The 21,362-nt window shown below is 66.9% G+C and carries 20 protein-coding genes; 6 read left to right on the top strand and 14 right to left on the bottom strand.

Annotated features, from left to right (window positions below; all coding sequences use genetic code 11):
• The first annotated feature begins 49 nt into the window (after window positions 1–49).
• A complete protein-coding gene (locus ACOGW9_RS09320) occupies window positions 50–544 on the top strand; it encodes a prepilin peptidase (RefSeq protein ID WP_419910548.1) in 495 nt (164 codons plus the stop codon).
• Between the two features lie 217 nt (window positions 545–761).
• Here ACOGW9_RS09320 and ACOGW9_RS09315 read toward each other — a convergent pair whose 3' ends face one another.
• From ACOGW9_RS09315 to ACOGW9_RS09305, 3 genes are all read right to left on the bottom strand, one after another.
• Window positions 762–1,277 (bottom strand): hypothetical protein, encoded by a 516-nt coding sequence (locus ACOGW9_RS09315; RefSeq protein WP_419910546.1) that lies wholly within the window; start codon window positions 1,275–1,277, stop codon window positions 762–764.
• 614 nt (window positions 1,278–1,891) lie between these two features.
• Window positions 1,892–2,029: a hypothetical protein gene (locus tag ACOGW9_RS09310; protein WP_419910544.1), complete on the bottom strand. Its 138-nt coding sequence runs from the start codon at window positions 2,027–2,029 to the stop codon at window positions 1,892–1,894.
• Window positions 2,030–2,220: 191 nt separating this feature from the next.
• A complete protein-coding gene (locus tag ACOGW9_RS09305) occupies window positions 2,221–3,450 on the bottom strand; it encodes an ATP-binding protein (protein ID WP_419910541.1) in 1,230 nt (409 codons plus the stop codon).
• A 254-nt stretch (window positions 3,451–3,704) separates the two neighbouring features.
• Here ACOGW9_RS09305 and ACOGW9_RS09300 point away from each other — a divergent pair, with 254 nt between their 5' ends.
• Together ACOGW9_RS09300 and ACOGW9_RS09295 are read left to right on the top strand one after the other, a co-directional pair.
• The gene (locus tag ACOGW9_RS09300; protein ID WP_419910539.1) at window positions 3,705–5,033 is read left to right on the top strand and encodes an amidohydrolase family protein; all 1,329 of its coding nucleotides are present in this window, start codon (window positions 3,705–3,707) and stop codon (window positions 5,031–5,033) included.
• An 89-nt stretch (window positions 5,034–5,122) separates the two neighbouring features.
• Window positions 5,123–5,353 carry a hypothetical protein gene (locus ACOGW9_RS09295; protein WP_419910537.1) on the top strand — a complete coding sequence of 77 codons (231 nt, stop codon included), beginning with the start codon at window positions 5,123–5,125 and terminating at the stop codon, window positions 5,351–5,353.
• Here the strand turns inward: ACOGW9_RS09295 and ACOGW9_RS09290 are convergent.
• Window positions 5,350–6,291: a hydroxyacid dehydrogenase gene (locus tag ACOGW9_RS09290; RefSeq protein ID WP_419910535.1), complete on the bottom strand. Its 942-nt coding sequence runs from the start codon at window positions 6,289–6,291 to the stop codon at window positions 5,350–5,352. The two genes, ACOGW9_RS09295 and ACOGW9_RS09290, sit on opposite strands and share 4 nt — an antisense overlap.
• 1 nt (window position 6,292) lies before the next feature.
• Window positions 6,293–7,486: a pyridoxal phosphate-dependent aminotransferase gene (locus ACOGW9_RS09285; RefSeq protein WP_419910533.1), complete on the bottom strand. Its 1,194-nt coding sequence runs from the start codon at window positions 7,484–7,486 to the stop codon at window positions 6,293–6,295.
• 186 nt (window positions 7,487–7,672) lie between these two features.
• Between ACOGW9_RS09285 and serC the strand changes: the two genes are divergently transcribed.
• On the top strand, window positions 7,673–8,815 hold the full coding sequence (gene serC, locus ACOGW9_RS09280) for a phosphoserine transaminase (RefSeq protein WP_419910531.1): 1,143 nt from the start codon (window positions 7,673–7,675) through the stop codon (window positions 8,813–8,815).
• Between the two features lie 52 nt (window positions 8,816–8,867).
• Here serC and ACOGW9_RS09275 read toward each other — a convergent pair whose 3' ends face one another.
• From ACOGW9_RS09275 to ACOGW9_RS09245, 7 genes are all read right to left on the bottom strand, one after another.
• Window positions 8,868–9,443 (bottom strand): RDD family protein, encoded by a 576-nt coding sequence (locus ACOGW9_RS09275; RefSeq protein ID WP_419910529.1) that lies wholly within the window; start codon window positions 9,441–9,443, stop codon window positions 8,868–8,870.
• Window positions 9,444–9,680: 237 nt separating this feature from the next.
• Entirely contained in the window at window positions 9,681–10,559 is an 879-nt protein-coding gene (locus ACOGW9_RS09270; protein WP_419854258.1) for an RDD family protein, read from the bottom strand.
• A 42-nt stretch (window positions 10,560–10,601) separates the two neighbouring features.
• Entirely contained in the window at window positions 10,602–11,123 is a 522-nt protein-coding gene (locus ACOGW9_RS09265; RefSeq protein WP_419910527.1) for an RDD family protein, read from the bottom strand.
• Window positions 11,124–11,240: 117 nt separating this feature from the next.
• Window positions 11,241–11,864 (bottom strand): YqgE/AlgH family protein, encoded by a 624-nt coding sequence (locus ACOGW9_RS09260; RefSeq protein ID WP_419854260.1) that lies wholly within the window; start codon window positions 11,862–11,864, stop codon window positions 11,241–11,243.
• A 30-nt stretch (window positions 11,865–11,894) separates the two neighbouring features.
• Window positions 11,895–12,932: a ketol-acid reductoisomerase gene (gene ilvC / locus ACOGW9_RS09255; protein WP_419910524.1), complete on the bottom strand. Its 1,038-nt coding sequence runs from the start codon at window positions 12,930–12,932 to the stop codon at window positions 11,895–11,897.
• 46 nt (window positions 12,933–12,978) lie between these two features.
• Window positions 12,979–13,548, bottom strand: coding sequence for an acetolactate synthase small subunit (gene ilvN / locus ACOGW9_RS09250; RefSeq protein ID WP_419910522.1), 570 nt, complete (start codon window positions 13,546–13,548; stop codon window positions 12,979–12,981).
• A gap of 83 nt (window positions 13,549–13,631) precedes the next feature.
• Entirely contained in the window at window positions 13,632–15,386 is a 1,755-nt protein-coding gene (locus ACOGW9_RS09245; RefSeq protein ID WP_419910520.1) for an acetolactate synthase large subunit, read from the bottom strand.
• 237 nt (window positions 15,387–15,623) lie between these two features.
• Between ACOGW9_RS09245 and ACOGW9_RS09240 the strand changes: the two genes are divergently transcribed.
• Window positions 15,624–16,964, top strand: a complete 1,341-nt coding sequence (locus ACOGW9_RS09240; protein WP_419910518.1) for a PQQ-dependent sugar dehydrogenase — start codon at window positions 15,624–15,626, stop codon at window positions 16,962–16,964.
• A gap of 34 nt (window positions 16,965–16,998) precedes the next feature.
• Window positions 16,999–18,309 (top strand): MATE family efflux transporter, encoded by a 1,311-nt coding sequence (locus ACOGW9_RS09235; protein ID WP_419910516.1) that lies wholly within the window; start codon window positions 16,999–17,001, stop codon window positions 18,307–18,309.
• 24 nt (window positions 18,310–18,333) lie between these two features.
• On the opposite strand, the gene gatB is transcribed toward ACOGW9_RS09235, so the two are convergent.
• Window positions 18,334–19,788: an Asp-tRNA(Asn)/Glu-tRNA(Gln) amidotransferase subunit GatB gene (gene gatB, locus ACOGW9_RS09230; protein WP_419910514.1), complete on the bottom strand. Its 1,455-nt coding sequence runs from the start codon at window positions 19,786–19,788 to the stop codon at window positions 18,334–18,336.
• Window positions 19,788–21,335, bottom strand: coding sequence for an amidase family protein (locus tag ACOGW9_RS09225; protein ID WP_419910512.1), 1,548 nt, complete (start codon window positions 21,333–21,335; stop codon window positions 19,788–19,790). Before ACOGW9_RS09225 ends, gatB begins: the two co-directional genes overlap by 1 nt.
• Window positions 21,336–21,362: the final 27 nt, after the last annotated feature.

Raw genomic sequence — 21,362 nt, 5'->3', positions numbered from 1 at the left:
TCGGCGTCGGCGCCGCCCACGGCGATGCCGACGGGAACGGACGCGTGCCGTGACGTGGGCCGCCGCATTGGTGTACGCCGCCGCGGTTGTCTGGTTCGCGTCCGCGGCGGCCTTGTCGGTCATCGACTGGCGCACGCGACTGCTGCCCACCAGGCTGATCTGGCCGGCTGCGGCAGCAGTGTGGGTGCTCTACGGCATCGCGTCGGCGCTGCGAGGCACGCCGAGCGGTCTGCTCGGCGCGCTCGGCGGAGCACTGGCGTGCAGTGCGCCGCTGCTGGTGATCCACGTCATCCATCCTGCGTCGATGGGATTCGGCGATGTCCGCTTCAGCGTGCTCAACGGCCTCGTCTGCGGTTGGTGGGGATGGCACGTGGCGCTGGCGGGCCTTGCGTTGAGCTTCGTGGCGGCGCTGCCCGAAGCCTTGGCAGTGATGGCCCGCCATGGCCCACGAAGCAGCCGACCGCTGGGGCCGTATCTCGCGCTGGGCACCGCAGCCGCGACAGCTTGGGCGCTGCTGGTGCTGGGAGCAGTGCCCGAGCACTGAACCCAGGGTGAGGCTCGTCTTTGCAGGGCAGATCGAGTTCGGCCTTGCAAGGAGGGAAACCCTGATGGGAACGCAGGACGCGGAGGGCGGTGGCGGTGCCGTGACGCAGGATGCCGCCGAGGAGTCGGTGTCTCGACTGCAGCCGATATTCACCGTGAACCCTCAGCGCCCAACTGAGCGCCGGAAGGCCGTTCGCTCGCGGCCAGTCTCACGCTCATCAGTGCGGCGTGACCGCCTCACGAGACGGGTCAGCACTCAGGGTCGGGTCGCTGCGCATGCTGGCCCATGCGTACCCGTTCAGCAAGTCTTGGCCGTCCTTCAGGCAGCGACTTGTGCGGGCAATCCAGCCGCGTGGCTTGTGCCGCTCCACGCTCCAGTGCCAGAGGTTCCACGAGCAGTACGGCACACCGAGCAGCACGAACAGACTCCACAAAGTCAGGCTCGCAGACCCTGGTGACACCTCACCGCCCGATGTGCTCCGGCCCGCGAGCACGAGCGTCACCACGACCGAGAGCAGCACGATCCCGTAGCCCGCAAAGCGCATCGCACGCAGCCGAAGCGGATCGAGGAAGCGGGATCTCTCGCTTCTGGACATAGCGACGAGAGGGTCAGTGCCGCCTTCTGAATCTGGGATGTGGACGAGCCACATCGCGTCGGCCGGCAGCTCATCGCGGGTGAACTTGCCGACCCGCTCGACGCCGATCCGCTGGTCGGCACTCGACGGCAACCTCACCGTGCAGGCATCTTTCCGGTCCACCTGCGCCGCTCTTGCGTCGATGCAATAGCAGCAGTGCTTCACGAACGGTGATGTGAGCGTGACTGGGTTGCAGACAACGACGATGCGCGCCGATTGAAGAGCACCAGATCGCAACGAGCGCACAAGATGAGCGCCGTCCTCTTGCGGTGCCACAGCGACGGACAGCACGAATCCGCCAAGCGCAAACCCGCCTGATCCGGTCGCATCCGGCGCGGGCCCGAATACACCCCAGTCTCGAAGCGCAAAGACTGGCTTCGGGCTGCTCGGTCGCAAGAAGAACGATTGCAGAGGGTGCAACAGCTTCGACAAAGCAGATGCCCGCTCATTGATCTCCAGCGGGATGCGGCCGTGTTGTCGAACGGCGTCCGGCATGACTGCACTGCTGGCGCGCAGCAGTGGGCGAACGCCGAGTGCTTCTCGAACACTCCTCGTGATCGACGGAAGGCGATCGCGGGGGTACGGACGGTGCGGCGCACGGCCGCTGAAGATCGCCAGTCCCAGCTGCACGACGAGTGCCGCGAGGCCTATCAGCTCGACAGCCATGTCACCGATTCAGGGCTGCCTGACAGCACGCGTGCCGACGCCGAGCATCAGCGATATCGAGCAAATCGGCGCCGGTACACATGCAGCAGCAGCAGGCCGGCGTTGGCGACCCACAGCCACCAGACATCGAGTATCGCGTTCCACAAGGCCACAACGAGCGCCCAGAACACGTCCCACATCTCCATAGGTTCAGCATAGATCTGTCGCCGTCGGGGCTCGCCATGATTTCGCCCATGATGATGTGGCGGACCAGTGACCGCCCTCGTCTGCGGTGCTGATTCGTCGGGTCAACAACCTCTGTGGTCATTGCGGCTCACCAGCAGGTGCCTCGCCACATAACCAGTAGGCGTCTTGCCAAGCTGAGACAACGCAGCGGTCAGTTCCAGAGGGCGCAGATCGGAATGGCCTCGATGCGGTCGCCGAGGGTGAACCGGTCCAGGCCGGTGTGCAACAACGCGCCACCGGCGAATCTGTCGCCGAGCGAGTCGCGCATCCACGCAAGGTGGTTGGCGTGCGATGGCTTCGGGGCACTGTGCGCTTTGATCTCGACGCCGACGACTCCTCTCGCCCCGAGATCCGCCACCAGATCTACTTCGCGCCTGCCGTCTCGGTCGCGCAGGTGGCACAGACGGGGCCGCAACGGATCGAACTGGGCTTCGGCCCGCAGTTGGCTGACCACGAATGTCTCGATCAGCTGTCCGAGCACGTCGCCGTTGCTGAGGACGTACTCGACATCGGCGCCGATGGTCGAGCCGAACAGGCCTGTGTCGGCCACGAATCGCTTTGGCATGCGTACCAGCCGCTTCAGCCGGTTCGTGCCCCACGCCGGCACGTCGGCGACGACCCCGAGTTCAGACAGCAGGCGGACGTAGGACCGTGCGGTTCGGCTGTCGATTCCGGCCGCTTCGGCCAGCGTCGTGTCATGCGCCAGTCCCGCCGAACTGAGCGCATACGCCTCAAAGAACTCGCCCAGTCGGCCCGCGTCGGGGCCGTTGTTGACTGTTGCCCGGTCGCGAATCAGCAGTTGGCCGACATAGCTGGCGAGCCACTCTCGCTGAGCCGTTCCGTGCAGTTCCAGCGCAGGCTCGGGGAACCCGCCCCGGAGCGCAATCTCCACATAACCGCGCAGGTCGGGCGGATCGGGCAGAGGGCCTGCGTCGGCATCGGGCAGCACCTCGCTGAAGAACGGTCGCAAGGGCCGCCCCAGTTGCTCCCGAACCGTCATCGGATTCATCAAGACTCGGATGAGACGGCCGGTGCCCGGCCACAGGGCTGGATCGTCGTCGAACCTCGCCGAGCCGGTCAGAATGAAGCGGCCCGCACGCCGTTGCGTGTCCACAGCACGCTTCACTGCCCCGACGACCGGCGGGCAGGCCTGCCACTCGTCGAGCAGCAGCGGCTCTTCACGATCCCTTAAGGCAGCATCCGGGTCGGCTTCGAACGCAGCTGCCTCCACCGGGTTGTCGAGCCGAACGGTGCTCGCCGCATGCCGCAGCGCAGTTGTGGTCTTGCCCGAGGCCCTGGGGCCCGTGATGATGACCGCCGGCGCCGCAGCGAGAATGTCCGCCAGCAGAACGTCTGCCATGCGCTCGACGTACCTGTCCATGGATGCAGACTAGCCCCGGCTGAAGTGTGAATGTCCTTATTGCGCATGTTTCGATATATGTATTGCGCACCTGGTGATGCATCTTTTGCGCACATGCCGGGGTTGCTGCAGCGCAATCCGCCGAGATTGAGTGCCCCGCTGTGCCGCTGGCATGGGTGCTCGGGTCGCCGGGGCTGGTTGCGTGCGAGACTCATCGGGCGGGCAGCCAACTGCACCGAGACCCTGGTCCTGAGTTCTGAGCCTGGAGTGCCGACATGGCGATCACCATTCCTGAACCTGATGTCAACAACGTGTGGCGACTGGAGACGCCGGGCAACGAGGGGTGGCTGCGCTCGGCTCGGCCCGATGCCGACGACAAGTTCTTCATGTGCTCGGCGGACGGGCATGTGCAGGAGCCCAACACGTTTCTGTACGACCGCATCGACCCCGCGTACCACCACCGGCTGCCGACCATCGCCGTCACCAAGGCGATGGACGTTCATGGCAAGGCCGCCAAGGGCGACGACGGCAAGGGCGAGGGCGGCGGCGCCACTGGCGAAGCCAGCGACAACACAGAGGAGCAGTTCTTCCAAAAGGCTGAGGGATTCCGCCCGGCCAAGCTCAACTGGACCAAGCCCTTCGAAGGCCACGAGAAACTGCGCAACCAGTCAGGGCGCAGCCCCGAGGCCCGACTGGCTGACTTGGCGCTGGACGGCTGCGACGCCGAGATCCTGTTCCCGAACAAGGGCTTGAGCATCTGGGCCACGCCCGATGCCGACTTCAGCCACGCCATGTGCCGGGCCTACAACGAGTGGGCCTGGGAGGAGTTCGCCGACTACGACGACCGGTTGGCCCCGATGGCCTGCATCGCTCCCGCAACGCTGGACAAAGCCATCGCAGAGGTCCAGCGCTGTGCGGCGCTCGGGTTCAAAGGGTTGAGCCTGCCGGCCAAGCCGGTCTTCGGACCGCCCGACGTGGACGACCTCAACTACAACCTGCGTGAGATGGAGCCGCTGTGGGACTGCATCGACGATGTCGAGCTGCCGGTCACGTTCCACGTTTCTACTGGGCGTGACCCGCGCACCTCGCGCAGCCAGGGCGGCGCCGTCATCAACTACGCCGTGCACTCGCTGGCGCCGACCATGGAGCCGCTGGTCAACATCTGCGCCTCGGGCGTCGCCGAGCGGCACCCGAAGCTTCAGTTCGGATCGATCGAGGCCGGCATCGGCTGGGTGCCGTGGATGCTCACCGCCATGGACGAGGCGTACCTCAAGCACCACATGTGGGTGCGGCCCAAGCTCGAGATGCTGCCCAGCGAGTATTTCAAGCGCCAGGGTTTCGCGAGCTTCCAGGAGGATCCCGCCGGCTTGGACTTGGCCCGAGAGCACGGCTTGGTCGACAACTTCCTGTGGGCGAACGACTTCCCGCACCACGAGGGCTCATGGCCGTACTCGGCCCAGGCCATCGAGCGCACGATGAGCCACCTCGAGGACAGCGAGCGGGCCAAGATCCTGGGCCTCAACGCCGCCCGCATCTTCGGCTTCGACATCCCCGAGCGTTACCTGCATCACCCCGACGCAGCCACAGTCGCCGCACTGCGCTGAGCAGACCTCAAGCACATCGCTGAAGGTGCCTCGTCGAGGCGCAATGTAGGGTGGATTCCGAAGACCCGTCCAGGTAAGGAGCGACGGCGATGCGCAAAGTGGTCAAGAAAATCGGCAGCGGACTGCGGAGTTTCGGCCACTTCTTTGCTGCCCTTGCGCACCCGAGCTCGAAGTCATCGGCTCCGGACCCGCGCAAGGCTGCCGCGCGAAAGATGCGAGAGTCGATGCACGCAAGCCGGGCTGGCAGCACCGCGAACCATCCGGGCGCCGAAGGGCTGTACGCCAAGGAACTGGCGAAGGGCTACAAGCAGCAGCGCTAGACGTTGACGGCGTAGGGCACGGGGTCGCCGGCTAGGGCCAGGTTGACCTGCTCGGCGATCTGGGTGCCGGCGCGGTCTTGCGCCTCTGAAGTGCTGGCGCCGAGGTGCGGGGTGGCCACCACATCGGGTCGGCCGAACAGCGGCGATTCGGTTGCCGGTTCGGTTGCGTAGACGTCCACTGCTACGCCGCCGAGGTACCCGGCCTCCAAAGCTGCGGCAGCAGCCGCCTCGTCGAGAATGCCCCCACGGGCGGTGTTGACGATCAACGCATGCGGCCGGCACTTCGCCAGGTTTTCGGCCCCCAGCAGTCCCGCCGTCTCGGGCGTGCGGGGCATATGCAGCGTGATGATGTCCGATCGCTCCAGCAGTTCGTCGAACTCGACCATCTCGACATCGGCGGCTCGGCCGGATTCCGCGCTCACATAGGGGTCGTAGGAGATGAGCGCTACGTCGAACGGTGCGATCCGCTGCGCGACCAGGCGGCCGACCCTGCCGAGGCCCACGATCCCGATCGTCTTGCGGTAGATCTCCATGCCGCCCCAGCGGCTGCGCTCCCAGCGGCCGTCCGCGAGTGCCTGGTGTGCTTGAGGCACATGGCGAGCCAGCGCCAGCATGAGCGCCACGGTCATCTCTGCCGCAGACACCACGTTGCTGGACGGCGCGTTGCACACGAGCACGCCGCGCTCGGTCGCAGCGGCTACATCGACGTTGTCGAGCCCTACGCCGGCACGCCCGACGACGACGAGCGAATCGCCGGCTGCCAGAAGATCAGCATCGACCTGAGTCGCCGAGCGGATGACCAGTGCCTGTGCCCCGGCGACGGCGTCGCGCAGCTCGTCGGAGCTGAGCCCCGTACGGATGTCGACGTCGTGGCCGGCAGCGCGCAGCAGGTCGAGACCGGCGTCGGCCAACGTCTCGGCGACCAGGACCCGTGCCATGTCACCCGACCAGGTCTGCGATGCGGCTGATGCCTTCGGCAAGGTCGTCGAGCCCGAGAGCGAACGAGAAGCGCGCGTAGCCGGGGGCGCCGAAGGCCTCGCCGGGCACAAAGGCCACCTTGGCGTGCTCGAGCACGGCCGCCGCCAACTCGAGCGTGGTCGTGACTTCCGTGCCGCCGTAGCGGCGTCCCAGCAGCCTTTCCATGTTGGGGAATGCGTAGAACGCGCCTTCGGGCTCGGGGCAGTCCACGCCCTCGATGGCGCTGAGCATCTCGGTGATGCGCTGACGCCGCACGTCGAACGCTGATCGCATCATCGCCACCGCCTCGAGATCTCCCGAGACCGCTGCGAGTGCCGCCGCCTGAGCCACGTTGCAGACGTTGGACGTGGCATGGCTCTGCAGGTTGCTGGCGGCGGCGATCACGTCTGACGGCCCGGCCATCCAGCCGACCCGCCAGCCCGTCATGGCGTAGGTCTTGGCCACGCCGTTCAGCACCACGCAGCGGTCGGCGATCTCGGGCACCAGTACGGGGAGCGAGTGATGCTCGGCGTCGCCGTAGGTCAGGTGCTCGTAGATCTCGTCGGTGATCACCCACAGTCCGTGCTCGACGGCCCACTGGCCGATCGCCACGATCTCGTCGTGCGGGTAGATGGCGCCGGTCGGGTTGGACGGCGAGACGAACAGCAGCGCCTTCGTGCGGTCGGTTCGTGCTGCTTCGAGCTGGTCCAGGCTCACGCGGAACCCGCTCTCGATGCCGGCGAACACCTCGACCGGTACGCCGCCGAACACCCGGATCGCCTCGGGATAGGTCGTCCAGTAGGGCGCCGGCAGCAGCACTTCGTCACCAGGATCGATCAGCGCAGCCATGGTGTTGTAGACGGCCTGCTTGCCCCCGTTGGTGACCAGGAATTGGCTGGCCTCCCAGTCAAGGCCGCTGTCGCGCTTGGTCTTGGCAGCCAGCGCTGTCTTCAAGGCAGGCAGACCGCCGGCAGGCGAGTAGCGGTGGTTCGCCGTGTCGCGGCATGCAGCCGCTGCAGCATCGACGATGTGTTCCGGCGTCGGGAAGTCGGGCTCGCCGGCGCCGAAGCCGATCACGTTCTCGCCCGCCGCCCGCAGCGCCTTGGCCTTCGCGTCCACGGCGAGGGTGGCCGACGGGGCGATGCCCGCCAGTGCCGTCGATACTCGATTGCTCATTGAGCGTCTCCCGTCTGCTCGACGCGCTGCCGCGAGCGCCCGACAGTCTCGCCGCCCAGCGACCGCATCAGGCGCGGAACCACCCTGTCGGCGCAGCCAGGCGTGAAGTCGCCGATGAATCTCGTCGGCGATTTGTAGTGAAAATGTGGTTGTCGGCGACTGGCCCGGGCGCAATAGTGGCAGCCGATGGCTGCCTCTCCCTCATCGATTTCTCTTCCCGCCGAGCTGCGACCCGCCGATGGGCGCTTCGGCTCGGGCCCGTCCAAGGTTCGTCCCGAAGCTGTGAAAGCGCTGGAAGCTCGTGCGCTCGACTACATGGGCACGTCGCATCGTCGCACCGGCGTGCGATCTGTGGTGGGCCGGTTGCGCGCAGCCATGACTGAATTGTTCGGGCTGGGCGATGGCTGGGAGGTGGTGCTGGGCAACGGCGGCAGCACCGGCTTCTGGGACGCCGCCGCATTCTCGATGATCGAACGCCGGGCACAGCACCTGGCCTTCGGCGAGTTCTCCGAGAAGTTCTCTGCTGTGACTGCTGCCGCGCCGCACCTGGAAGACCCAGTGGTGATCACAGCGCCCTATGGCAGCCACCCGACGCCTGAGCCCGACGCCGGGATCGACGTGTATGCGCTGACCCACAACGAGACTTCCACCGGGGTGGCGATGCCGCTGGCGCAACCGCAACTGGGCCCGTTCAGGCAAGGCGCCTCGCCCGCGCTGGTCCTGGTCGACGCGACCTCTGCCGCCGGCGCAATGACGTGGGACCCGGCTGACGTCGACTGCTACTACTTCGCTCCCCAGAAGGCCTTCGCCGCCGATGGCGGACTGTTCATCGCGCTGTGCTCACCGAACGCGATCGAGCGGATAGAGCGGATCGACAGCGACGGCCGCTACAAGCCCGCCACGCTGGACTTGGCCATCGCGGCGCGCAACTCTCGCCAAGACCAGACCTACAACACGCCAGCGCTGGCCACGATTCTGCTGACGCTCGAAACCGCCGAGTGGATGCTGGACGGCGGCGGCCTCGCCTGGGCGGCCTCTCGCTCGGCAGCCTCCAGCAGCAGCATCTACGACTGGGCTGCAGCCCGGGACTTCGCCTCGCCGTTCGTCACAGACCCCCAGATGCGCTCCCCCGTCGTATGCACCATCGACTTCGACGGCGTGAGCGCCGATGACATCGCGGCAGCGCTGCGAGCCAACGACATCATCGACACCGAGGGGTACCGGAAGCTGGGCCGCAACCAGCTCCGCATTGCCGCATTCCCTGCGATCGATCCGATCGACGCCGAGGCCCTAACCGCCTGCATCGACTACATCGTCGAGCGACTCTGATACCGCAACTGGCAACGCAGTCGAACGGCCCCAGGGCGACAGCTGATTCGCCTCAGCGCTCGGAGACGAGAACGCCCGTCTTGACGACAAACGTGCCTGCAGCCTTGTCGTGCCAACCCTGGTTCTTCCGGTCCCACGTGATGCTCAGGTAACACACAGCCACCGACGCGACGGCGGCAAGCAGCGCAAGGAACTCACTTGCCAACGACAGAAAAACGGCCAACACGGCAAAGGGAACCAGCGGGACCGCCCAGCGAATCAACGACCTGCCCCATCCCGGGGGGCGGCCCGTCGATTCATTCACCACTCGAATGTCAACGATCCGCTTTCCCACGGTCTGTCCCCACAACGCTGATTGGACAACCTCATACCCGACGAAGACAAGTGGCAGAACCACGAGGGCTACGAAGAACCTGCCTGCTGCAGAGCTGACCCTGGGCTCGACAATGTAAAGGCCGACGACATCCCGGGTGATCAACCAGAGCGTGTACACGACCCCAATGTCCAGGACCCGTGCAGCCAATCGAGTTCCGGGGCCCGCAAGCTGCACGGTCCCGAGGTCGCCCACACCGACTGAACGGGTCCGCCATCTGCTCTGCGCGGCAGACGCCTTGCCGAGGTCACTCATCTGCTGCTCACGGCTTGATGACGAGGGTGCCCGCGGCCTTGTCGTGCCAGCGCTGATACACGCGATCCCATGTCAGGCTGAGATAGCACAGAATCCACCACAGCCAGCCAATCCACACGAGGAACGGGATGGCCGCGGCTAAATCCGGGATTGACCACCACGCGCTTTGCCGAGGTTCTTCCCGAGATGTGGCGCGAGCAGTTAGTCGCCGACGGAGCGACTCTCAGCGCAGCGCCATCACGATCCCGCCGCCGCGCCCACGACCACGAGCGCAGTGCATCCGGCCAAAATGCTCGCCGAGACGATGCCGCAAACTAACCCTGCGACGCGCATTCCCTCGCCCCGCTTGCCCCCGAACTGCGTGTCCCGCTTCGCACGGACTGCCAAGACAATGCCCACGACGCCTGCGATGCCCCAGGTGATGAACCCGCAAATCCCGCACACCATCGCCGCTATGGCGAGACCGCTGTAGGGGGCATTCATGTCTGGTTGCACGCGGTTCATTTCTGGTTGAACCCCTTCGATCTGCTTAGTTGATCTCTGCGCTTGCGCGACCTTGATGACCAGTGTACCGGCGGCTCTGTCGTGCCAGCCTTGGTACACGCGGTCCCATGTCAGGCTGACGTAACACAGGATCCACCACAGCCAGCCAATCCACAAAATTCCGAAGCCAAATGCGGGCAAGCCCGCGATCGTCACAGGCAAGCCCGGAATGGCCCACCTCGCGATGGCCTTGCCCCATTCGGGTACCTCACCCGACTGGGCGTTCACGACCTTGGTGCCCACCACGCGCTTGCCCAAGGTTCGTCCCCACAACGCGACCGGAATGATCTCGTAGGCGATCGAGACAGCAGAGAGGACCAAGAAGAATCCTGCACCCGGAAACACTCCGGTGAAGTCGGGCGATTCCTCCTGCAATTCATCACCGAATGCACTCCAGTCGACGTTCACCAAGATGATGACCATGTCGACTGCGAATAGGAGAACTGCGTCTAACACCCGCGCACCGAAGCGGGCCCCTGCAGAAGCAAGCCTGACGATGCCGCCGTCCGGCAGCTCAGCCCAGCCGGTGCGTCGCCCGCCGTCAGACGGCGGAGGTTCTCGGTACTCGCTCATCGAATAGCGCCCCTGTTCCCTCAAGGCGTCGGTGGATGAACTTCAGGCATTGATGACGAGGGTGCCTGCCGCCTTGTCGTGCCAACCCTGATACACACGATCCCAAGTCGCGCTCACGTAGCACAGGATCGCCAAGAGCAGACCGGCGAGGGGAATCAGTGAGATTAGGCCAGGAATCACCCACCGGCCGACTGACTTGCCCCAGCCAGGCACTCCGCCATGTGCCGCGTTGATGATCTTGATGCCGGTCATCCGCTTACCCAAGGTTCGTCCCGACACAGCGACTTGCACACCCTCGTAAACCAACCAGACGATCGGGCCGATGAGCGTCGCCATGGCCAGCCCGCCGGAGAAGACCCCCGAGTCCTCGTCGGAGAGGGCCCATCCGCCGAGCATGATCATGAGCACGACCATGTAGATGACAAAGACGAAGATGATGTCGAGAATCCGGGCACCGAATCGCGCGCCGATGCGCGCCAGCTCGACGGTCTCCCCAGATCCGAGTTCAGCCCAGCCAGTGCGCCGGTCTCCGTCGTAGGACGGGGACTCGCCGTAATCGCTCATGAGTGACCTCCGCGGACGTTGACGCAGTCGACAGACGCCAGTGGAACCTAGCGCGCTCCAATGGGGAGTCCCCGGCGCACATCGGCCAGCGTCGGTGCCGCGAGCTGATCCGAAGCGCTAGTTGTGGGCCGGGTCGTCGGGGTAATTCGCGAGCAACCGCGCGGGGGGCGATTGGCGCGCCAGCACGTCGTGCCAGAGCGTCGCTGCATTCGCCGTCAGATCGCCAGGTGCCGAGTCGAACACCCACCAGCAGCCCGCCTGCAGCTCGCCTCGCAGCTGGCCGGGCCCCCATCCGGCGTGCCCGCCATAGATCCGGACGGCAGTGACTTCAGCATCGAGTTCAGACGGATCGGCGGTGAGGTCGACCAATCCGACGGTCCCATTGACCGTGCGCCAGACGCCGTCGGCATCAGCGGACCCACCGCTGGAATCCGAGGGCGACGGCAATTGGCCCGCGGACGGATCTGATGTGGCCCCGAGCGCAAGCAGGCCCTGAGGCTCCACGGGACCGCCGAGCCCAACTGCAGCTTCGGTCGCAAAACGCGACGCCCAGCGCGGAACCGCCGCCGCGCACGAGATGTCCGACGCTCGATTGATGACCACGCCCAGGGTGCCCGCTTCCTGGTGCTCGATCACGAACACGACCGTGCGATCGAAGTTGGGATCCACCAAGCGTGGCGTCGCCACGAGCAGGTCACCCGCAGTGGGCACCCGCACCGGCGTCACGACAACGTCGACCACACCCCGATTCTGCCACCGTGTCCCGGAGGTTCAGGAAACGGCGCCGCCCGAGGCTGCGGTGACGTCTTGGCGGCCCGCGGTGATCCACGGCATCATGGCTCGCAGCTCCGCACCGACCTGCTCGATGGGGTGCTGCTTGCCTTCCTCGACCATCCGGCGGTAGTTGGGCAGCCCGTTGCGGTTCTCGTCGATCCATTCCCGGGCGAAGCTGCCGTCCTGGATCTCCGCCAGGATGCGCTTCATCTCCGCCCGTGTCTCGTCGGTGATGATGCGTGCGCCACGAGTCATGTCGCCGTACTCGGCTGTGGTCGAGATGGAGTAGCGCATGCCCGAGATGCCGGCCTCGTAGATGAAGTCGACGATCAGCTTCACCTCGTGCAGCGTCTCGAAGTAGGCCGACTCGGGCTGGTAGCCGGCCTCCACCAGCGTCTCGTAACCGGCCCGGATCAGCTCGGTCAGGCCGCCGCAGAGCACCACCTGCTCGCCGAACAGGTCGGTCTCGGTTTCCTCGGCAAACGTGGTGGTGAGCACGCCGCCCCGTGTGCCGCCGATTCCCTTTGCGTAGGCCAGTGCGTCGGCCAGCGCGTGCCCGCTGGCGTCCTGGTGAATCGCCACGAGCGCCGGAACACCGCCGCCCTCGACGTACGTGCGCCGGACGTTGTGGCCCGGTCCCTTGGGGGCGATCATCCACACATCGACCTCATCGGGTGGACTGATCTGGCCGAAGTGAATGTTGAAACCGTGCGAGAAGGCGATCGCGTTGCCCGACCGCAGATTCGGTGCAATCGACTCGTCGTAGATGGCTGCCTGATCGGTGTCGGGCAGCGCCATCATGACGATGTCGGCTTCGGCAGCCGCCCCCGCAACATCGGCCACGCGCAGGCCCTCGGCCTCTGCCTTGGCGCGAGATGACGAGCCAGCCCGCAACCCCACCACAACGTCGACTCCGCTGTCACGCAAGTTCAGGGCGTGAGCGTGGCCCTGTGAGCCATAGCCCATGACCGCCACGGTGCGGCTAGCCAGCTGGCTGAGGTCTGCGTCTTCTTCGTAATAGATGGTCGCGGGCATCCTGGTAGTTCCTCTCGGAGTCAGCGTTGGCGGGAGTTTGCCAGTCTCAGGCGGTCATGCCGACGGCGGGCTCATCGGCATCGAGCGCACGCAGCGCGATGCGGCCGGTGCGCTGCAGCACGTGCAGGCCGAACGGACGCAGCTGACGCTCGCACCGATCGAGCCGGTCTGGATGGGCGCTCACGCTCACAATGGCCTCGCCATCGGCGTGATCGAGCACTTCCCCGCCGTATTCGGAGATCACATCGACAACCGGCTCGAGATCGACGGCACCCACGCGGGCCAGCATCAGCTCCCGTTCGAGCGAGTCGGACGGATGCAGCTCGCTGATGTTGATGACGTTGACGAGCTTGTCGAGCTGCTTCGCGATCTGGTTGACGTCGGTGTTGTGGACGTCGACCACGATCGTGATGCGGCTGTAGGACGGATCGGCCGTCGGGGCCACTGCTAGCGAGAAGATGTTGAAGCCACGCCGGCTGAACAGCCCGGCGATCCGCGCAAGAACGCCGAATTTGTTCTCCACGATGGCCGCAAAGATGTGCAGGTCCGGTTCCTGCGGCAGGCTCACCACCGCGGTTTCCTCAGGCGACAGGTTCGTGCCCTGCGGGCCGCTCACGACGGCCTGCCACATTGCGCACCGCTCACGACGGCCTGCCACATTGCGCACCGCTCACGACGGCCTGCCACATTGCGCACCGCTCACGACGGCGCCGAACCCTTCAGCGCCGCATCGGCGTCGCCCTCGGGACCGAGGATGATGTCGTCGTTGGAGCCGCCGGCCGGCACCATCGGGTACACCTTCTCCTCGGTGTCGACGCGGAAGTCGACCACCACCGGGCGGTCGTTGATGGCGTTCGCCTTGGTGATGGCAGGCACCACTTCCTCTGCAGATTCCACCCGGATGCCCACGCAGCCCATGGCTTCGGCCCAGCCCACGTAGTCGGGATGGTCGGCGCTGAGGTACACCTCGCTGTACCGCTCGGCGTAGAAGAGCTCCTGCCACTGGCGCACCATTCCCAAGTAGGCGTTGTTGAGAATGCCCACTTTGACCGGGATGTTCTCGGCGCTGGCGGAGATCAGCTCCTGCGCAGTCATCTGGAAGCAGCCGTCTCCGTCGATGGCCCACACGGTTCGGTCCGGCTGGCCCACCTTGGCGCCGATCGCTGCGGGCACCGCGAACCCCATCGTCCCCAAGCCGCCGGAATTCACCCAGGTATACGGGTAGTCGAACTGCCAGTACTGGCTCGCCCACATCTGGTGCTGACCCACGCCCGCCACGACGATCGTGTCGTCGGGGGTGTGATCGCGCATCTGCTCCACCACGAACTGCGGCTTGAGGGGGTGACCGCCCGACGGCTGGTCATATTGCAGCGGGTATTGCTCCTGCCAGCCCGAGACCGTCGACTTCCACGCGGATCGATCAGCCAGTGCGTCAGTTGCTGCGCTGCCGTCGCTGGGACGCAGCGCCTCGATCAATGCTTCGATCGCCACCTTGGCGTCACCGGCGATCGCCACCTCGGGCACTCGCACCTTGCCGTGCTCGGCTGGGTCGATGTCGACGTGAATGACCTTCGCGCTCGGGGCGAAGTGTGCCGGATTGCCGGTGACCCGGTCGTCGAAGCGCGCACCGAGATTGATGAGCAGGTCGGCCTGCTGCATCGCCGTCACCGCGGTGTAGTTGCCATGCATGCCGGGCATCCCGAGGCACAACCGGTGGCTGTCGGGAAACACGCCACGCGCCATCAACGTCGTCACCACATGGATGTCGCACATCTCGGCGAGCTCACGCAGGGCTTCCGCCGCCCGGGCCTTCAGCAGACCACCGCCGGCGTAGATGACCGGGCGCTCGGCCGCGCGGATGAGCTGCGCAGCTTCGGCGATGGCCGCCGGATCGACCTCACGGCGGGGCCGGTACCCCGGCAGTTCGACGCTGTCAGGCCAGTACCACGTCATCATCGCGTTGCTGACGTCCTTGGGCAGGTCGATCAGCACGGGGCCGGGTCGTCCCGTCGTGGCGATGTGGAATGCCTCGGCCACGATGCGCGGGATGTCGGCTGGGTCGGTCACGAGATAGTTGTGCTTGGTGACCGCCATGGTGATGCCCGTGGTGTCGCACTCCTGGAAGGCATCGGAGCCGATGGCCGACATGGCCACCTGGCCGGTGACCACCACCAGGGGGATCGAGTCCATGAATGCGTCGCACAGCGGCGTCACGATGTTGGTGGCTGCCGGGCCGCTGGTGACCATCGCCACGCCGGGCTTGCCGGTGACGTGGGCATAGCCCTGCGCCATGTGACCCGCGCCCTGCTCGTGGCGGACGAGCACATGGCGGATCGGCGAGTCCAAGACGGGGTCATACACCGGGAGGATCGCGCCGCCGGGCAGGCCGAACATCACCTCGACACCGCTCATCTCGAGGCTTCGCATCAAGGCCTGAGCGCCGGTCAGCTCCATCGATTCTCTCCTGAACAATCTGCGTCCACAAACAAAAGCGCCTCCCGAGCGGGAGGCAGGGCGAGCGCGTCGAGACGGGCTCGCCTAGACAAGTACCACCCCGGTGCACTCGAGCAAGCGTGCTGGCGTGCGCATCGGCTCATTCTGTCGTGCTCATCGGGCAGCCACAACCTTGCGCGTGCCCACCAGCGTCCGAAATCTGGCCACCGGAACGCCGAGCGGGCGTACATTGACCGGGTGCCCCGCAGACGGCTGTTCAGCCTCGTGGCCTGTGCTGTGGCGATGACGACCGGGGCCGCCGCGGCCGGATGCTCCGGCATCGACGACAGCACCGGTCCGGCAATCGGCAATCCAGCGGGCGGCACCGCAACCACCGTGCCCGAGCCGACCACGACGCTGCCGCTCACCCAGACGCCCGAATACGTGGCGTCCAACACACCCTGTCCCGCTGGCCTTCCCGAGATTGGGGCCGTTGGGGTCGCGGAGGCCGCTCCCGGGCGCACCGTGACCCTGGAACCCTTCCTGGATGTGCCCGAGGCCACCGTGATGGTCTTCGATCGGGCGCGATCTAGTGCGGGCAGCCGCGGGGGCGGCTTTGTCGGCGACCGCCGGGGACGCATCTGGCACTTCGAGGTCGACGGAAGCGGAACTGCGGTGCTCGGTGACGGACCGGTGGCAGATTTCTCTTCGAACACGGCAGCCGAGCACGACCAAGGACTGGTCGGCATGACCTTCGGGCCGAAAGGGCGGCTCTGGATCAATCGCACCGACCGGCACGGGGACAGCGTGGTAACCGTGCTGACGCCCCGAGACGACCGCTCGGGGTTGCAGGGCGAGTCTGCCAATCTGCTGACGGTCTCCCAGACCAACGCCCAGCACAACGGCGGCGCCCTGGTATTCGGGCCTGACGGGCTGCTGTATGTGTCTTTCGGCGACGGTGGCGGCCTCGGCGACCCCCATCATCACGGTCAGAACCTCACCACGCCCCTCGGCGCAATCCTGCGTTTCGCCGTCGACGACGGCGGCAGTACCGACGCAGGCGACTGGCGGCTGGTGCCGGCGCCGGGCAATCCCGATCTCGGCACCGCCAGCGACCCGCGCATCTGGGCATACGGCGCCCGCAACCCGTTCCAGATCTCCCTCGACACGGTGACCGGAACGCTGTGGGTCGCCGATGTCGGCCAGCAGTGCATGGAGGAGGTGACCGTCCTCGGCCTCGACGAGGCCGGGGCCAACCTGGGCTGGAACTCCTATGAAGGCAGCCGTCGCTTCGTCGGCACCGAACTCGACAACCACCGCGAACCCGACTTCGAATACCGGCACGGGCGCGGACTCTGCGCGGTCATCGGCGGGCACGTCTACCGCGGCAGCGAGCTGGACTGGCTGACCGGTCGATACGTGTTCGCCGATCTCTGCGGGGGCGACATCTACGCAGTCGCGGTGCAGCCAGGTGCAGGACCCGACGAAGTGTGGAGCCTGGGTGTCAGCACGCCGCGGCCGGTCGGATTCGGTGTGGACGCTGCTGGCGAGCTGTATGTGATCGATATCGAGACCGGCGTGTGGCGCCTCGCCGGATGACGCAGGCAGCATCGACCGGATCGGGGACGTAGCCGTGTTTCGACGCACGGTCTACGACCGGGAGATCCTGCTGCTGGCGGTGCCGGCCTTCGGGGCGCTGATCGCCGAACCGCTGTACGTGCTCACCGACAGGGCAATCGTCGGGCGACTCGGCACACCCGAACTCGCCGGGCTCGCGATCGCATCGGCCATCCTGCTGAGCGCTCACGCAATTCTGATCTTCCTCGCCTATGGCACGACCGGCCTCGTCGGCCGGCTGGTGGGCGCCGGATCGCTGCGTCGAGCAGCCGAACAGGGCATCGCCGGCATGTGGCTGTCGATCGCGCTGGGCGTGGTGTTCAGCCTGGGCATGTGGGCCAGCTCGGGCTATCTCGTCGGCGTGTTCGACCCAACCCCGGAAGTCGCTGATCACGCGCTCACGTACCTGAGAATCAGCCTCATCGGCTTTACCGCGTTGCTGGCGGGCATGGCGGCCACGGGTTACCTGCGGGGCACCCAGGACACGGTCACCCCCCTCGTGATCGCCGTGGCTTCGGCCGCAGGGAATCTGCTGATCGAACTCGTGCTGGTGTTCGAGCTCGACATGGGCATCGCCGGCGCGGCGTGGTCAACGGTCATCGCGCAGTGGGGTGCCGCCGTGGCCTTCGCAGTCGCCGTCCATCGCCACGTTCGGGCGGTGGGCGCGAGGCTGCGGCTCGTTGCTGCTGCGGCGTGGCGTTACGCCCGTGTCGGCGCCCAGATGTTTGTGCGCACGGCATCGCTGCGGGGCGCGTTCGTGCTGGCTGCAGTGTTCGCGGCTCGTATCGGCACGACCGAGGTGGCATCGCATGAGATCGGCGTGCAGATCTGGTCGTTCTTCTCGCTCGCCCTCGACGCGGTGGCGATTGCAGGTCAGGCCATGGTGGCTAAGGAACTTGGCGCCAGCCGACCCGAGGTGGCCCGCGCGGCCAGCGTCCGCATGATCGGCATGAGCATCCAGCTCAGCGCAGTGTTCGGGCTGGCGCTCGTGCTGCTGCGCGGGCCGCTGGCATCGATCTTCAGCAACGACCCCGCTGTCGTCGCGCTCAGCGGCTTCATCCTGTTGTTCGTGGCCGTCGCGCAGCCCGTCAATGCCGCCGCCTTCGCCTTCGACGGCATCTTCATCGGCGCCGGCGACTTGGGCTTCCTGGCACGGGCGATGGCCGGTGCCGCAGTGGGTTTCGCGATCGTCGGCGGCGCGGTGCGCATCCTGGATCTGGGCATCGGCTGGCTGTGGACGGCGCTCACCCTGTTCATGTTCTTCCGAGCAGCGCCGCAGTGGATCCGCTTCAGGGGCGACGCCTGGCTGCGCACCGGCGAAGATTGAGCGCCTCGGCCATTCGGCAGGCGCTCAGGCGTCGCGGCGTTGCGCGAGCAGCCCGGTGACAGCTTGGCCGTCTGCCTGGCCACGGGTGGCCTTCATCACCGCGCCTACGAAGACGCCGGCCACCTTGGATTCCCCGGCGCAGAACTTCGCCCAGGCCTCGGGGTTGTCGGCGATGGCCTGGTCGACGAGCGCTTCGAGCTCGCCGCTGTCCATGGCTTCGTAGCCCAACTCGGCCGCGATCGCCGAAGGGTCTGCCGCTGCTCCGGGCGCCCGCTCGCACATGTGGGTGAGCACGGTCTTGGCCTGTGTCGCCGTGAGCTGGCCCGAGGTCTCCATCTGGACGAGGGACGCGAGCTGGGCGGCCTCGAGCAGCTCGGCCCCGTCCAGCGCCAGGTTCTGCACGGCGTGGGTGACGGCGCGGCCCGCATCAGCGCCCGCGGCTACTGCATCGAGCACCAGCGGGGCGAGGCCGCGACTGGCGATGACCTGAGCATCGGCAGTGTCAGCGCCGTGCGCGCAGAGACGCTCTCGCAACACAGCCGGCAATTCGGGCATGGCGGCTCGCACCCGCTCGATCCAGTCCGGATCCGGTTGGAGCGGCACGAGGTCGGGCTCGGGGAAGTAGCGGTAGTCGTCGGCCTCTTCCTTCGAGCGCAGCGAGTGGGTGCGCCCGTCGGTGGACCAGTGCCGGGTTTCCTGCACAGGTGCTTCGCCCGCCTCGTACAGCCCGATGTGGCGGCGAGCCTCGAAGTCGATGGCATTGCGCAGCGAACGCAGCGAATTGAGATTCTTGACCTCGCAGCGGGTGCGCAGCTCGGTCGAACCGGCGGGCCGCACGCTGATGTTGGCGTCGACGCGCATCGAGCCCTCCTCCAGCCGGGCGTCGGATGCGCCGACCGCCAGGAGGATCTCGCGCAGCTCCTCGACGTACGCGCTGGCCTCGGCGGCTGAGCCGATGTCGGGCCGCGAGACGATCTCGAGCAGCGGGGTGCCTGCCCGGTTGTAGTCGACGAGTGCGCCCACCGCCCCGTGGATGCGCCCGTCTGCACCTCCCAGGTGCGTCGTCTTGCCGGCGTCCTCTTCGAGGTGCGCCCGCTCGATGCCGACCCTGCCCTCGCCGGGAACGTTGAGCCAGCCGTCGGAGCAGATCGGCTGGTCGTACTGGCTGACCTGGTAGTCCTTCGGCATGTCGGGGTAGAAGTAGTTCTTGCGGTGGAACACCGACGGCCGGATCTCGCAGTGGAGCGCGAGCCCCACCGCCATGGCCAGCTCGACGGCGCGACGGTTCAGCACCGGCAGCGAGCCGGGCAGGCCGAGGCACACCGGCGTGACATTGGTGTTCGGCTCGTCGCCGAAGCGGCTGGGCGCTGCTGAGAACAGCTTCGTGTCGGTCGCCAGCTCGACGTGGACTTCGAGGCCGACCACGATCTCCCAGCCTGAAGGCGCCGCGCCCGTCGCCGACTGCGTGGTTGCAGCCATCAGTTTCCTGCTCCTGTCGAGTCGGCTGCGCCGACCAGCGGCGGCTTTGGCAGCGGCGGCGCAGCACGCTCGATCGCCGCGGCGACGGTCAGCATCGTCTCCTCCCCCAGCGCCGGGGCCATGACCTGCACGCCCACCGGCAGATCGTCCGCGCCGGTCCCGAACGGCACCGACATGGCCGGATCGCCCGAGAGATTCGACGGGATAGTGCAGGTGTCGCACCGGTACATGGTCATCGGGTCAGCGCGCTCGCCGAAGCGGAATGCCACGCACGGCGAGGTGGGCGACAGCAGCACGTCATACTCGGCGTAGGCAGCGTCGAAATCCCGCCGGGTCAGCATGCGGACCCGCTGAGCCTTGCCGTAGTAGGCGTCGTAGTAGCCGGCGCTGAGAGCGAACGTGCCCAGCATGATGCGTGCCTTGACCTCATCCCCGAAGCCGGCCCGACGAGTCAGGCGATTCATCTCCTCGACATCTGCGCCCTCGACCCGCAGCCCGTACCGAGTGCCGTCGTAACGCGCCAGATTGCTCGAGGCCTCCGCAGGTGCGATGAGGTAGTACGCGGTGAGGCCGTAGGTGACTGCAGGCACCGAGACCCTGCCGACGGTCGCCCCGGCGTCGGCCAGCGCGTCAGCCGCCTCGAGCACCCGTTCGGTCACGTCGGCGTCGATGCCGTCCAGCACCTCGCCTGCTGAATCTCGGGGCGCTGTATCTCCCAGCACTGGGCCGCCGTTCGCAGCACCATTGCGGCTCCCGGTCAGCTCGCTGACGACACCCACCCGCAAGCCCTCGACTCCGCGTCCCACCGCGGCCTCGAAGTCGGGCACGTCGGCAGGTATCGACGTGCTGTCGGCCGGATCGTGGCCGCTGATCACCCCGAGCGTGAGCGCAGCATCGGCGACGTCGGTTGCGAAGGGGCCGATCTGGTCGAACGAGCTGGCGAAGGCCACCAGGCCGTAGCGGCTGACCCGGCCGTAAGTGGGCTTGATGCCCACGATGCCGCACAGCGATGCGGGCTGGCGGATCGAGCCTCCGGTATCGGAGCCCAGCGCCAGGGGCGCGAAGCCGGCGGCGACTGCTGCAGCCGAGCCCCCGCTCGAGCCGCCCGGCACCCGGGTGAGGTCGTAGGGATTGCGTGTGGGGCCGAAGGCCGAGTGCTCGGTGGAGCTGCCCATTGCGAACTCGTCGAGGTTTGTCTTGCCGATCATCACCGCGCCGGCCGCCGTCATGGCCTGCACGACCGTGGCGTCGTAGGGAGGCTGCCAGCCTTCGAGTATCCGCGATGAGCAGGTGGTCGCGACGCCGCGCGTGCACATGTTGTCTTTGAAGGCGACGGGGACGCCTGCCAGCGGCCCGGGGTCGCGGCCATCGTCGACCGCCGCATCGATGGCCGCCGCCGCGGCGCGAGCCTGATCGGCCGTCACCGTGTTGAAGGCGTGGACGTCGGCATCGTGCATCTCGATGCGGCCGAGGAAGTCTTCGAGTACGTCGGTCGCTCGGCGTGTGCCGGCGCACACTTCGGAGGCGATTGCGTGAGCCGAGGTCATCGGGCCGTCGCCGAGCGGGGCACGGCC

The sequence above is a fragment of the Candidatus Poriferisodalis sp. genome (genome assembly GCF_965203655.1).
In the GTDB taxonomy this organism is placed as follows: Bacteria; Actinomycetota; Acidimicrobiia; order Acidimicrobiales; family Poriferisodalaceae; genus Poriferisodalis.
Note: the sequence above shows the minus strand (reverse complement) of the source record. Positions and strands in the feature narration are given on the sequence as shown.

Coding starts and splice junctions, on each gene's coding strand:
- ACOGW9_RS09310 (WP_419910544.1), bottom strand. CDS start 2,029: ATGGAGATGTGGGACGTGTTCTGGGCGCTCGTTGTGGCCTTGTGGAAC.
- ACOGW9_RS09305 (WP_419910541.1), bottom strand. CDS start 3,450: ATGGACAGGTACGTCGAGCGCATGGCAGACGTTCTGCTGGCGGACATT.
- ACOGW9_RS09300 (WP_419910539.1), top strand. CDS start 3,705: ATGGCGATCACCATTCCTGAACCTGATGTCAACAACGTGTGGCGACTG.
- ACOGW9_RS09295 (WP_419910537.1), top strand. CDS start 5,123: ATGCGCAAAGTGGTCAAGAAAATCGGCAGCGGACTGCGGAGTTTCGGC.
- ACOGW9_RS09290 (WP_419910535.1), bottom strand. CDS start 6,291: ATGGCACGGGTCCTGGTCGCCGAGACGTTGGCCGACGCCGGTCTCGAC.
- ACOGW9_RS09285 (WP_419910533.1), bottom strand. CDS start 7,486: ATGAGCAATCGAGTATCGACGGCACTGGCGGGCATCGCCCCGTCGGCC.
- serC (WP_419910531.1), top strand. CDS start 7,673: ATGGCTGCCTCTCCCTCATCGATTTCTCTTCCCGCCGAGCTGCGACCC.
- ACOGW9_RS09275 (WP_419910529.1), bottom strand. CDS start 9,443: ATGAGTGACCTCGGCAAGGCGTCTGCCGCGCAGAGCAGATGGCGGACC.
- ACOGW9_RS09270 (WP_419854258.1), bottom strand. CDS start 10,559: ATGAGCGAGTACCGAGAACCTCCGCCGTCTGACGGCGGGCGACGCACC.
- ACOGW9_RS09265 (WP_419910527.1), bottom strand. CDS start 11,123: ATGAGCGATTACGGCGAGTCCCCGTCCTACGACGGAGACCGGCGCACT.
- ilvC (WP_419910524.1), bottom strand. CDS start 12,932: ATGCCCGCGACCATCTATTACGAAGAAGACGCAGACCTCAGCCAGCTG.
- ACOGW9_RS09245 (WP_419910520.1), bottom strand. CDS start 15,386: ATGGAGCTGACCGGCGCTCAGGCCTTGATGCGAAGCCTCGAGATGAGC.
- gatB (WP_419910514.1), bottom strand. CDS start 19,788: ATGGCTGCAACCACGCAGTCGGCGACGGGCGCGGCGCCTTCAGGCTGG.
- ACOGW9_RS09225 (WP_419910512.1), bottom strand. CDS start 21,335: ATGACCTCGGCTCACGCAATCGCCTCCGAAGTGTGCGCCGGCACACGC.